Source organism: Methylophaga lonarensis MPL (assembly GCF_000349205.1).
Taxonomy (GTDB): Bacteria; Pseudomonadota; Gammaproteobacteria; order Nitrosococcales; family Methylophagaceae; genus Methylophaga; species Methylophaga lonarensis.
The window spans coordinates 21,006-33,683 of the sequence record NZ_APHR01000051.1 but is presented as its reverse complement, the minus strand read 5'-3'; the positions used below and the strand labels follow the sequence as shown (position 1 = coordinate 33,683).

Genomic DNA, 12,678 nt, shown 5'->3' with positions numbered 1-12,678 from the left:
CAACAATACTCAGGTGTCTGCCGGAGAAGTGTTGGCATTGAATTCCGGCAAAGACACAAATTTGATTGGTGCCAATGCCAGCGGTAAACAAGTGATTGTTGACGTCGCGGGTGACCTTAACATCGAAAGTGTCCAAGATACAGCGACCAGCAAAGCAAATCAAAATAACACGGGTATCAGCGCCAGCATGCCTATCGGAGCTGAAATTCCCAGCGTCAGCATAAGCAACAGTAAACAAAAAAGTAACAGTAATTACGCCAGTGTTTATCAGCAAAGTGGTATTAAGGCGGGTGAAGAAGGCTTTGATATCACCGTGGCTGGAAATACTGATCTGAAGGGTGCGTTGATCGAAAGTACAGCCAATGCAGATAGGAACCAACTGACAACCGGTACTCTGACGGTTAGCAATATAGAGAATTATATGGATGCTAAGGCCAGTACACGTGGCATGACACTCAGTAGCGACATGATGACCAGCAAATATGCTGCGACTAAGGGGCTTGTCAGTAATCTACAAAATTACGGTGAAGCGGATGTTAAGGATAGTAGTACTACGCTCAGTGCTGTAAGCCCAGCCAGCATTACCATCATCGACGAGGCCACTCAAATAGCATTAACCGATAAAAATGCTGAAGAAACTATCGCCGCACTGAATCGAGATACCTCAGATACCAATCGTGTGTTGGCAAGACCAGATATGGAGGCATTACAAGAGAAGGCTCAGCAGGAACAAGCTGATAGATTACTATTATCCTCAACAATATCAACGTTTACTGATGAAGCATTTAAAAAAATGTTTTTGGTCAAAGCTGAAATATTTGAGGTTGCAAGGGACGATGAAGGAAAAGTCGTTCACGATAGTGACGGTAATCCGATTATGTATGCACTGGATGAAACTGAAAAACTCAAATTAAAAGAAAACGGCGAGAACAAGAAGATTAATGTGTTCACCAATGGACTCTTTAACGATGAATCGGCAGCTGCATCCTATTCCGTTCAAATGTCTGAAGCTCCAGTTGATGAGAAGGTTTATCTAGTCTATTTTCCAGAGGCAAATAATTTCTTTTCAGAGTTGCTGATCGCGGGGTATCAGAAAAGTCTTGAGAGTGCTGTGTTGGGTAACACCAATGCTACACAAGAAATTATCAATCTATCCCAAATCTATGGGCAGGATGGACTTAACCTGGTTGGTCACAGTCGTGGTGCGATGACAATTGGCAATGCTTTGGAAACACTCCAAACCATGGGCCTGGTAGATCCCCTTAGTGACACAAGTATAAAGTTTGTGGGGCCAGCTTATTCTGCACAAGAGGCAGCAAACTCGCTTGATCAATTAAGTGGGGGTAATCAAACGACAGTAGAGTTACAAAACCATGCGGCAGATTTTGTAGGAAGGTTGATTGGTGGAAATCAGGCTACTTATGGTGAAGTTCCTGAAGGAAGTAGTTTGATAAAAGAATGGATCAATATATTTGGGCAGGCAACTTCTACTCATAGTTGTTATGGAGGAGCCAGTGATGTATGTGGTGATACCTACGGAAAACCAATTTCAGTAAATATTCCAGCCCGATTGGGAGTTGAAAATTGAAAAAAATACTCCTTTTGATTTTAGCTTTTTTATTTAACGGATGCAGTCAATATAGTTTAAGTAATATTGATAAGCCACCGCCAGAGGATTATGAAATATGGATAAAAGAGAATCAATCCACTCTTCAAATAAAAAAAGCTTTATTGAACTGCGGTGCAATAGCACCGAGTACACTTGGCTGGCCTCACGAAGAAGCTTATATAAAATCAGGCGTGACTAGCTATCACGAGCAAATGAATCATTATTTTTTAACTAGCAAGTGTATGGAAAATGCAGGATATGAAAAGCGATGGGGCATGCGTTCTGCACAGGATGGTTGTAATGATGCTTCATTTCCAGAACGAAAAAATTACCCCGCCTGCCAACCAGATGCTGTCATCCCAAAGCCATCTGTAGAAAGGCGTTTAAACGGTTGGTATTGCAAAGTAAAAAGTGATTATAACTACTGCTTAACGAATGCACTTGCTCCACAGCTCTGTAGTCAAGAAAAAGCAAATAATCCGCCACCAGAATGTTTGCCTGATGACTAAGCCCATTACCTCAATAGCAAAGAAATATCTTTAGCCTAAGACACACCAGTTACTCAATTGAAATTACTTGATTTAAGGACAAATCATGAAAAAAACCATTCAACACCTAACGCTTGCGACCCTTCTGCTTATCCTTGTTACAGGATGTTCAACGTCTACGAAGTCATCGGGACAAAAACGGCAAAACCCTTATGCTGAACAGATGACAGCAATCATGAAAATGACTGATTCAACCGAGATGTATTTTCTGGAAGTACCCAGTCCAGGCGACTTTATTTCAGACAAGCTTATGTTGGCAACGCTCGAAATGGGTTCATCATCGACAGCGATAGATCACCTTGCTCAGTTGCTCTCTTCAGGGAAAGTGCTTTCCGTGGGGATTTTAGGTAAAAGTCAGGCAATTAATGTTGCAACGGTAAAAAGTGCATTGATAAAAACCAAAGGCAAGCCAGTTGCTGGAACTACGATCGTTTTAGTGGCTAATAAAAAACAGCAGGAAATATTAGCTAACGCGAATCCCCATCCTGAGGTTGATTTAGTTTATGTCGATAAGGAGAAGCTTCCAAAAATCACATCATCATGGCGAGCAGCGGACCATACCGAAGAATATCCCGATAGGGCAACACAACTGCAACGGGATGTGCAGAGTCAGAGCAACCAGCAGATGAATGATCTGTTGCGTAACACTTCTTCAAAAACCAGGTGAGAAAAGTTAATAAATTTCATATTGACTATCTGTTTTGCAATAAATTTAGGGATAAAAATGGATTTAATAAAAATATGTCTGGTTTTGTTTTTAATTCTCTCAAGCATGAGCTGTGCGATTGTTTCCAGTCAACACCAACTTAATTATGAGGGTAATAGAGCATACCTTTCCGGGGAGTATCAGGAAGCACTTAGACATTATGAAAAAACACTGGAGGCGGCAAATAAAAATAAAGATGAGCAATATATTGCTATTGCGATGTATGGCCTAGGAAGGACAAATATTAAGCTTTGTCGATTGGCTGAGGCTGAACAATGGTTGAAACAATCCATTACTGCCCGTGAAAAGTTGGCTGATAACGATGAAGCCATCATTACACAGAACTTATCAGAACTGGCCAGGTTATATCTTGCTCAAGAACGTTATACCGAAGCAAATGTGCTTTATGAAAGATCTTTACCTCTGCTTTATCAAAGGAAATCTGACAAATACGACCCAATTGAGCTTGCAAATCATCTTGATGAATATGAAGGCTCCCTTCGTAATACAGGAAGGTTTTTAGAAGCAGAGTCCGTTGCCAAGAAAAGTAATGAGTTAAGGCAAAACAATCCCCGTAAGATTGCACGTTTTATTCCAGATCCAGTGCCGGAAACCTGTTTAATATCAAGTGATTGATGATATTGCATGGTAATCATGACTGCCTCTCAATCTCAGGGCTATATGCTATCAATTCCTATGATGCAGAATGCAGGCATATTAAAAAATGCAACTCGTGGTTAAAGGTGGTGGAGATTACTTGACCAGACATGCGCTGTGTCAGGTCTACCAAAATAAATAGTACTAGTAAAAGACGTTAAAACAGAGGGGGAATTTAAGAGTGAAAGTCCATATAAATGCCCATGAGGCATTAGCTGCAAACTATTAGCAGCAATCCAATATAGAAAGTTATACGGTTTCAAGGATGAAAAATGAAAACATTGCCATATATTTTATTACTAATTTCGATTAGTTCTCTGAGCGGGTGTTTAGCTAGTACATCCCCGGCCAAACAGAAAACACGTATCGATGAAATACCGATGTACGGCGGTATGGATCGATCTCAATTTCCAGAAATAAAGGCAGCGGATGATAAGTTTATCTCTGATGTGTCCGCTCAATTTGGTTCTCGCGAGCGTGCAAGTATGCTCTGGGTGAATCAAGGATATAGATTTTATCGTGAGGATAAGCTTGGTATGGCGATGAGAAGGTTTAACCAAGCCTGGCTTCTCAACCCTGAAAACCCAGAAGTTTATGCCGGATTCGGATCTGTGCTGAATGATCAAGCAAAACATTGTGATGCCATGGACATGATGGATAAAGCCCTATCTATGAATCCACCGAATTTCCAAGGTATATATACCGACGCAGGGTTGATCACTGTACTTTGTGGTCTCAGAGATCCTTCACTTTCACCCGAGAGAAGGGCAGATTTACTAGCGCTTTCTGAAACGCGATACAAAAAAGCAGAGGAGGTTGAACCGGACAAAAATTATCTATATGACTCTTGGGCTCGGGCTTACTACTGGGGGGAAAGATATCAAGAGGCCTGGAAAGTAGTTGCAAAACAACGCGCCTTAGGTGGCACACCAAATGAACAGTTCATAAAACTCTTGAAGGCAAAAATGATGGAACCGATGGATTAATTGGTAACAATAAAATTAATAAACAATTTCATAGAATAAATCTCGCAAGGAGCGATCATGATACTTCGAATACTTTTAGTTTTTATGCTGTTGAGTCATCTCAGCGCCTGCGTAATGGGTCCACGCTACCTCGGTTATACAGTCACAGAAAGATCTTTTAAGGTGGATGAAGGAAAAGTAATCAAGGCACAGATGACGCGTGCTGGACCATTGCCTGTCGAGAATGAACAATACAAAATTGAAACAGCAGGTGTGAACGTTTCTTTATCAAAATCCAGTGCTGAGAATTCTGAATTGACCTGGATTTTCTCATTCTTATCGAAAAACCAGCGCCCTCTAGATTACGTCAAGATAGAACATGTGAGGGAGAATGGTAGTTTAGAGTTAGTTGTTTTGGACGACTCACCAGTTTTTAAAAACTCAAACTGGTTTGGCAGATCTGAAGCCTCTCCTATGACCAGAAAGGCACAGCCTTGGATTTATACCGCCAACGACTCCACATTTATATTTAAATTCACTATCAAGGAAAAAAATAGTGATGCCGTGGTTATGTACCAACCTTCACTGATATCCAGACAGGCCAAAAAGGTCTATTTAGATGGGATCAATGGGCACATACCTCGTTGATTTGAACAGTGAAGGATTCAAGTAATAGTTCAAAAGACCGACAGGAAAGCGTTAAACAATAGGTCGTAGAGCACGCCCTCATGGCTGGCTATGAGTAAGTATGGAATGGATGAGTAGTTTTACTCTGACTCCAATAATTCAAGCAACAATCAATGGAAATCACTCATGAAAAAGAAGTCACGATTAATTTCAGTATTAGTTAGCCTTAGTGTGTTGCTCTCACAAGGATGCTTAACTACCAACAATAGCAGGATTGATCATGACTGCCCGTCCCATCAAAGAGCACTTAATAAATGGTCACCTAAAACCAGAAAACGGCGTAACAATGAAATGTCAGGTGCAAAACTTCACCAATAGAATGTCTTGTACTGGAATCACAGATGGAGAAGATGAAGGGTTGCTCTGTAGCAATGGGTCAAGGCAAGCGATATTTGTCTTCGATAAGAACGATATCCTCAAAGCTTATAAAATCTACTAATCTGTTGAGGTTGTAACTCACTGGGCAGCAGCAGTGTTGCCGCCCAGGAATGGAAGGTTATTTCGATTATGCAGGCAGCGTAAAAATGATGCGGTTGCTATGGGCGTCATTATTCCTGACGGGGTGTAATACGACGGTTCTGGTTGCTACCAGCGTAGGTGAGACCAAACACCATCTGGAATACAACGAAAAACCGGGCTGGACGTCGGAAACTCGACGACAGGATTCGGCAGAATGCGGTGGCCCTCCCAACGAATCCATACAATTCGGCTCCAACGCAATTAAAGCCGCGCAACGTCCCGAAGAAACAGAGCGGCAGACGGAGATGCGCCTGCGAAAAGCATGGTATGCCTGTATGACTGAAAAGGGTTACCGGGGTACGCGTGCTGTGCCTGAGTAGGCCGGCATCACCAGAGAAAACTGACACCTACAAATATAATATCGTTACCGTCAAAGCACAGTTGCTGTCGGTTTCAGCGTCAATGTTGTTAGCAACACCAACCGAGTGTTTTCATATGCATTACTGATAACGATGGTGAGCAAACGTCAGTAAAACCTCGGCTTGCAACTCATCAATCAGAGGGTCATGATCTGAACCTGTGGCGTTTATGATGGTCGGTTAGGCTGGTCTTTTCAAAAACTCAATCTGGAATCAATCATGCGATACAACACCTTGGGACACTCTGATTTAAGTGTCAGTGAAATCTGTTTGGGCACTATGACGTTTGGCGAACAGAATACCGAAGCAGAGGGGCATGAGCAGCTTGATTATGCGGTAGCTCAGGGTGTGAATTTTATTGATACGGCTGAGTTGTACGCGATTCCACCTAAAGCCGAAACCTATGGCGAAACAGAGCGCATCATTGGCACCTGGCTGAAAGCCCGTGGTCGTCGTGATGATGTTGTGCTTGCCAGCAAGATGGCGGGGCCTGGCCCAGATTGGATCCCGCATATTCGTGGTGGGCATAGTCGTTTTAATGCCGAGCAGATTTCTCTGGCACTGGATAATAGTCTGAAGCGATTACAAACAGATTATGTCGATTTGTATCAGTTGCACTGGCCGGAGCGAAAAACCAATTATTTTGGCAAGCTGGGATTTGAAGCAGACCTTTCTGAACCGGACCTCACCCCTGTTGAGGAAACCTTGCAAGCGTTGGCAGGGCAGGTGAAGGCCGGGAAAATTCGCTACATCGGACTCTCCAACGAAACGCCATGGGGAATGATGCAGTTTTTATCGGTCGCCAAACAGCTGCAACTGCCGCTGATTGTGTCGGTACAGAATCCCTACAGTCTGCTTAACCGAACCTATGAAATAGGGTGTGCCGAAATCAGCTACCGGGAGTCAGTAGGTTTGCTGGCGTATTCGCCGTTGGGCTTTGGTGTATTAAGTGGTAAATATGTAGAGGGCAGTGCGGATGATAATGCTCGACTCAATTTGTGGCCGCATTACGCTCGGTACAGTAATCCACAAGCCATAGAAGCAACAAAAGCCTATGTGGAGCTGGCGCGCCGAAATGGTTTGGAGCCAGCACAAATGGCACTGGCATTTGTCAATTCCCGCCCATTTGTGGCCTCAAATATCATCGGTGCCACCAGTATGCAGCAGCTAGAAAGTAATATCGCCAGTACTGAATTGACATTGAGTGCGACATTGCTTGAAGAAATCGAGGCGATTCACAAGCAGTGGCCTAATCCGTCGCCTTAGGTTTATTTGGCCTTGCTGTCACTGGGTTCGTGATGACGGTCCAGCTTGCCGATATCCAGTACCGGTGAGGCGTCAATATGTTGTGCATCCATCATCTGGGCGACACGCTTTAATGCCGAGATGATCATGGTTTGTTCCCATTCCTGAAGATAGCTGAACTGGCGAGTGAATTGATCCTGCAACGGGATGGGTGCGCTTTTTAGAATCTCTTTGGCTTCATCGGTCAAAAAAGCATGTACCTTGCGTTTGTCACTGTCTGAGCGTTGTCGATATACCAGTTGACGTTTTTCCAGACGATCCAGAATGGTGGTGACTGTAGCCTGACTCAGACTCATATCATTGGCTATCTCACCGATCGTGACTTGCCCTCTGTCACGCAGGGTTTGCAATAGCAGGATCTGTGGTGCGGTGAGTCCGGTTGTTTTTGCCAGATACTTAGAGTGCAAATCAGTCGCTCGAATGACCCGGCGCAGGGCCACCAATACTTCTTCAATGTGGTTCAACAGTAGATCCTTTTCCTGATCGTTCAGATCCAGATTATATACGGTGTTTTCCAGTAATCGCTTGGTATCAGACATATTTCTCCACATTCGTGCTGTTTTTAGCCAGAAATTCATCTCGAAGCATCTGTCTGGCAGATCGATATCACAATGCCGCTTTAGATAAAGCCATGCGCCTACAGAGCTAATGAACGCAGTTGCTTAACGCTCTGGTTGGCACTTGGCAATCAATAATGTTTAGTGTACTATATATTTAGTCGTCACCGCAATGCTGCCTTATAAGCGCATATTTGCTCACAATACTTAAGGTTGGTTTGCGGAAATAATCTCGTAATAAATTAGATGTATAAAGGATAGAGTTGAATACTTTATGGTTGTGCCTGAGTTGAATATCAAATTAAGAAACCCGAACGCCGAGGATGGTCATGCCGTTCACGCTCTGGTTGAACGTTGCAAGCCACTGGACCCCAATTCGATGTACTGCAACCTGCTGCAAAGCAGTCATTTTGCCGACACGGCGGTTGCTGCCGAATTGGAAGATGAGTTGGTTGGTTTTGTTTCCGGCTATCGAATTCCGCAACGTCCAAAAACATTGTTTGTCTGGCAGGTGGCTGTTGGTGCCAATGCCCGTGGTCAAGGACTCGCTGGTCGCATGTTACGAGCAATCCTGACACGACCCGGTAATGAAGATATTCAAGCAATCGAAACAACCATTACGCCTGACAATAAGGCTTCATGGGCTTTGTTCGAGAGTCTGGCACGCAAACTTGACTGCCAGATTGACTCCGAAGTGATGTTTGACAAGCACAAGCATTTCAACGGTGAGCATGAGACAGAAATGTTGGTCAAGCTCGGCCCGTTTGACAGCCGCAAACTCAAGTAATCCCCAAGAAATTCCACAAGGAGAGCAACACAGATGAAAATATTTGATGAGATCGAATCAGAAGTTCGCTCATATGCACGAGCCTTCCCAAGACTCTTTAACAAGGCTCAGGGCGAGGTAGTGTTCGACGAAGATGGTAACGAATACCTCGATTTTCTGGCGGGGGCTGGTTCTCTCAACTATGGACATAACAACCCGGTTCTGAAGAAAAAGCTGCTGGAATATATTGAAAATGACGGCATCACCCAGGGCCTGGATCTGCACACACGTGCCAAAGGTGAATTCCTGGAAAGCTTCAAGGCCAACATTCTGGAGCCACGTGATCTGGAATATGTGGTCATGTTCACAGGGCCGACTGGCACCAACGCAGTCGAAGCCGCATTGAAGATTGCCCGAAAATTTACCGGCCGTGAAAACGTTATTTCTTTCTCTAACGGCTGGCATGGACAAACGCTGGGTTCTTTGTCGATCACAGGTAACGCGCATCACCGTGGCGGTGCGGGTATCGCATTGCCGGGGGCTACCCGTATGCCTTATGACGGCTATCTGGGCGATGAGTTTGATACTACCAATTACCTCGATAAAGTGCTGTCAGATACCAGCAGTGGTGTGGATAAACCGGCTGCTTGTATTGTGGAAACTGTACAGGGTGAAGGTGGCATCAATGCCGCTTCAATGACCTGGTTGAAAAACCTGTCGGATGTCTGCAAAAAACATGATGTGCTGCTGATTATTGACGATATTCAGGCCGGTTGTGGCCGTACTGGAACCTTCTTCAGTTTTGAGGAAGCAGGCATTTATCCCGATATTGTCACCTTGTCCAAATCATTGAGTGGCTATGGCCTGCCATTTGCGGTTGTCTTGATGAAGCCGGAAGTTGACCAATGGAGTCCAGGTGAGCACAACGGCACTTTCCGTGGTAACAACCATGCGTTTGTGACGGCCAAAGCGGCCTTGGATCACTATTGGAAAGACGACAGCTTTGCCAAGGATGTACAGCGTAAAGGCGATTACATCCTGCAACGGGTGACCGATATTGTCGCTAAGTACGGTGAAGGTAATTTCAGCTCACATGGTCGTGGCATGTTCCGCGGTATTAACTGTGTCAGTGGTGAGCTGGCAAGTGAAATCACACGTCGTGCCTTCAAGAAGGGCCTGATCATCGAAACCAGTGGTACCGAAGATCACGTTGTTAAATTTCTGTGCCCTCTGATTATCAGCGACGAAAACCTGAAAAAAGGCATCGATATTCTGGAAGAAGCTATTCGTGAGACCTGCGCCAAAGCAGACACCATTCCGGAAGAGCATGACTTTTTTGAAGGCGATTATTCGCATAGCGAAGAAGCGCAAAACTACGGCAACTAAAGCCTCGATGCGCCAGCGTTCAACGCTGGTGCCATTTGCCTTCATGTTTATTCAGACTTAACAAGGAAACATCATGATTGTCAGACAATTGCAGGACGCCAGACAAACGTCCCGCCGAATCAAATCACCTGACGGTAATTGGGAAAGCACTCGAATGCTGCTCAAGGAAGACAATATGGGCTATTCGTTTCATATCACGACCATTTTTGCCGGCGCAGATTTTCGGATGCATTATCAAAATCATCTGGAATCGGTGTATTGCATTTCCGGCGAAGGTGAAATCGAGTCGCTGGAAGATGGCAAGATCTATCCCATCACCCCTGGCACCCTTTACAACCTTGACCAGCATGACCGCCATATCCTCCGTGCATTCAAAGAGTTGGAACTGGCTTGTGTATTCAATCCGCCGTTGATTGGTAATGAAGTGCACAACAAGGATGGTGCCTATGAACTGCATGCGGACACGGTAACTGAGTGATTTTCATAGCCCTTCTGCTTCAGCAGGGGCAGTGAAACAGAACAGACCACAACGAACAGAACAAGTGAGGAACATGAGTTTTCATACGGTAGAAAAGATCGGCGGCACCTCGATGAGTGATTATCAGGCGGTGCGAGATAACATTATTCTCAAGCCGGTTCATCAATCCATTTATCAACGCATTTTTGTAGTGTCGGCCTATGCCGGCATCACAAACCTGTTGCTTGAGCACAAAAAAACCGGTGAGGCGGGTGTCTATGCCCATTTTGCTGAAAGTGTCGGTGATAACGCCTGGCTGGAAGCCTTGGAAAGCCTCAAACTGGCTCTGTTAGATGTCAATCAGCAGTTATTTGGAACCGGCCCACAGCGCCAGCAAGCCGATGTCTTTATTCAGGAACGCCTCGACGAAGCGGAGCGCGTGCTCAAGGATTTGCAGAGGCTTTGCCAGCATGGTCACTTTGCCCTTGATCAACATCTGGCGACAGTCAGAGAGATGCTAGCCAGTGTGGGGGAAGCGCACAGTGCCTGGAATATGGCGCAGTTGTTGAAACGAGATGGTGTCAACGCCCGATTTGTTGATTTGACTGGCTGGCAGTCGGATAAACACATGACCCTGGATGAACGAATCAACCAGGCGTTTGCCGATGTTGATTTGCAGTCAGAGTTACCGATTGTCACAGGTTATGCGCACAGTGAGCAGGGCCTGATGTCTACGTTTGATCGAGGTTATAGTGAAATGACCTTCAGCCGGATTGCTGTTTTGAGCGGTGCCAATGAAGCGATCATTCACAAAGAGTTTCACCTGAGCAGTGCTGATCCGCGTCTGGTCGGTGAGGACAATGCGGTGCCGATTGGTCGGACTAACTACGATGTGGCTGATCAGCTTGCCAATCTTGGTATGGAGGCAATTCACCCCAAGGCTGCCAAGGGCTTACGGCAAAACAACATTCCACTGCGGGTACGCAATACCTTTGAGCCTGAACATGCAGGTACTTTGATTACTGGCGATTACGTCAGCTCAGTACCGTGTGTGGAAATCATTGCCGGCTGTCGGGGTGTGATTGCCTTTGAGCTGTTTGATCAAGATATGGCGGGCAATATCGACCATTATGACCGGGCGATTCTGGAACAGATTCGTCGATTCAAGGCGCACATCATTTCCAAAGACATCAATGCCAATACCATCACGCATTACTTGTCGACCAACCTTAAAACAGTGCGACGAATCAGCCGGGCGCTCTCGGAGATATTCCCGGAAGCCGAAATCAACCAGCAGCAAGTGTCGATTGTTTCAGCGATTGGCAGTGATATGAAAATCCCCGGCATCCTGGCTAAAACAGTCAGTGCACTGGCGGAAAAAAATATCAGTGTTTTGGCACTGCACCAGTCAATGCGTCAGGTTGACATGCAGTTCATTATTGATGAAGACGACTACAACGATGCAATCAAGAGTCTGCACAGCCATCTGGTGGAAGTGCACGATCACGGCCGTGCAATCTGTCTGGCACATTAACAAAGCGCAGTAAACAGCTTGCCCTTGCATCGATGGATGCAAGGGCACAATCAACAAGCCTTACTCCAGGCCGTTTAACAGATTGGACTTCACTCGGCCGCTGAACGGGTTATTACCAAACCAGATCTTGTAGTACACCGCCGCCAGTTCCAACGAGTCACTCTGACTGACCTGTGTGCCGTTTTTAAGCAGGACCAGTCCTGCATTTTCAGAAAAGCCGATGTCGTAGCGGTCACCTGCACTCACATCCTGATAGCCCTCATTAAAGGCCTGTAAATCCGCTTCAATCTGCTGGTAGGTTGCGTCGTCTACATTACGGCGAATCAATTCATCAGCAGATTTTCGAAACTCATCACCCGTAAATCCTCGGTTATAAACAAACGACAATTTGAGTGGTGGCGACAAGGGATCAGGCACTGCATTACACTGCTGACGATACAAGGCCACATCGCCGAGGTTAAACAGCATCACCCTGAGCGCCGACTCGGAACACAACTGCAATATCTGCCCAGAGAAGGCACTACGTTCGGTAAAGCTACCTGCATGACTGATACTGCTCAGGAGTATCATTGACGAAAAAAGTAGCGTTTTGAGCATTTTTTGCCCCCATGTAAAAATTCAAC

Annotated in this window: 14 protein-coding genes; 12 read left to right on the top strand and 2 right to left on the bottom strand. The window is 45.3% G+C overall.

Going from position 1 to position 12,678, the window contains the following annotated elements:
• The 8 genes from MPL1_RS09420 to MPL1_RS09385 all read left to right on the top strand — a co-directional run.
• Nucleotides 1–1,588, top strand: a 1,588-nt coding sequence (locus tag MPL1_RS09420) for a hemagglutinin repeat-containing protein (RefSeq protein WP_009726896.1), incomplete at its 5' end; no start/stop codon positions are given.
• Nucleotides 1,585–2,118 carry a hypothetical protein gene (locus MPL1_RS13625; RefSeq protein ID WP_152417640.1) on the top strand — a complete coding sequence of 178 codons (534 nt, stop codon included), beginning with the start codon at nucleotides 1,585–1,587 and terminating at the stop codon, nucleotides 2,116–2,118. The genes MPL1_RS09420 and MPL1_RS13625, both read left to right, overlap by 4 nt.
• Before the next feature lie 85 nt (nucleotides 2,119–2,203).
• Nucleotides 2,204–2,824, top strand: a complete 621-nt coding sequence (locus MPL1_RS09415) for a hypothetical protein (protein WP_009726895.1) — start codon at nucleotides 2,204–2,206, stop codon at nucleotides 2,822–2,824.
• A gap of 57 nt (nucleotides 2,825–2,881) precedes the next feature.
• Complete coding sequence (locus MPL1_RS09410) at nucleotides 2,882–3,499, top strand: tetratricopeptide repeat protein (RefSeq protein WP_009726894.1); 618 nt, start codon at nucleotides 2,882–2,884, stop codon at nucleotides 3,497–3,499.
• A 293-nt stretch (nucleotides 3,500–3,792) separates the two neighbouring features.
• On the top strand, nucleotides 3,793–4,506 hold the full coding sequence (locus MPL1_RS09405) for a tetratricopeptide repeat protein (protein WP_009726893.1): 714 nt from the start codon (nucleotides 3,793–3,795) through the stop codon (nucleotides 4,504–4,506).
• Between the two features lie 57 nt (nucleotides 4,507–4,563).
• Nucleotides 4,564–5,133, top strand: coding sequence for a hypothetical protein (locus tag MPL1_RS09400; RefSeq protein ID WP_009726892.1), 570 nt, complete (start codon nucleotides 4,564–4,566; stop codon nucleotides 5,131–5,133).
• A 527-nt stretch (nucleotides 5,134–5,660) separates the two neighbouring features.
• Nucleotides 5,661–6,011 (top strand): hypothetical protein, encoded by a 351-nt coding sequence (locus tag MPL1_RS09390; RefSeq protein ID WP_009726890.1) that lies wholly within the window; start codon nucleotides 5,661–5,663, stop codon nucleotides 6,009–6,011.
• A 258-nt stretch (nucleotides 6,012–6,269) separates the two neighbouring features.
• On the top strand, nucleotides 6,270–7,316 hold the full coding sequence (locus MPL1_RS09385; RefSeq protein ID WP_009726889.1) for an NADP(H)-dependent aldo-keto reductase: 1,047 nt from the start codon (nucleotides 6,270–6,272) through the stop codon (nucleotides 7,314–7,316).
• A gap of 2 nt (nucleotides 7,317–7,318) precedes the next feature.
• Here MPL1_RS09385 and MPL1_RS09380 read toward each other — a convergent pair whose 3' ends face one another.
• A complete protein-coding gene (locus MPL1_RS09380; RefSeq protein WP_009726888.1) occupies nucleotides 7,319–7,894 on the bottom strand; it encodes a MarR family winged helix-turn-helix transcriptional regulator in 576 nt (191 codons plus the stop codon).
• Nucleotides 7,895–8,186: 292 nt separating this feature from the next.
• Here MPL1_RS09380 and ectA point away from each other — a divergent pair, with 292 nt between their 5' ends.
• From ectA to MPL1_RS09360, 4 genes are all read left to right on the top strand, one after another.
• Nucleotides 8,187–8,699, top strand: a complete 513-nt coding sequence (ectA, locus tag MPL1_RS09375) for a diaminobutyrate acetyltransferase (RefSeq protein WP_009726887.1) — start codon at nucleotides 8,187–8,189, stop codon at nucleotides 8,697–8,699.
• A 33-nt stretch (nucleotides 8,700–8,732) separates the two neighbouring features.
• On the top strand, nucleotides 8,733–10,064 hold the full coding sequence (gene ectB, locus MPL1_RS09370; protein WP_009726886.1) for a diaminobutyrate--2-oxoglutarate transaminase: 1,332 nt from the start codon (nucleotides 8,733–8,735) through the stop codon (nucleotides 10,062–10,064).
• A 73-nt stretch (nucleotides 10,065–10,137) separates the two neighbouring features.
• The gene (locus MPL1_RS09365; RefSeq protein ID WP_009726885.1) at nucleotides 10,138–10,542 is read left to right on the top strand and encodes an ectoine synthase; all 405 of its coding nucleotides are present in this window, start codon (nucleotides 10,138–10,140) and stop codon (nucleotides 10,540–10,542) included.
• A 73-nt stretch (nucleotides 10,543–10,615) separates the two neighbouring features.
• Nucleotides 10,616–12,055, top strand: a complete 1,440-nt coding sequence (locus MPL1_RS09360) for an aspartate kinase (RefSeq protein ID WP_009726884.1) — start codon at nucleotides 10,616–10,618, stop codon at nucleotides 12,053–12,055.
• A gap of 60 nt (nucleotides 12,056–12,115) precedes the next feature.
• On the opposite strand, the gene MPL1_RS09355 is transcribed toward MPL1_RS09360, so the two are convergent.
• The gene (locus tag MPL1_RS09355) at nucleotides 12,116–12,652 is read right to left on the bottom strand and encodes a chalcone isomerase family protein (protein ID WP_009726883.1); all 537 of its coding nucleotides are present in this window, start codon (nucleotides 12,650–12,652) and stop codon (nucleotides 12,116–12,118) included.
• Nucleotides 12,653–12,678 lie beyond the last annotated feature (26 nt).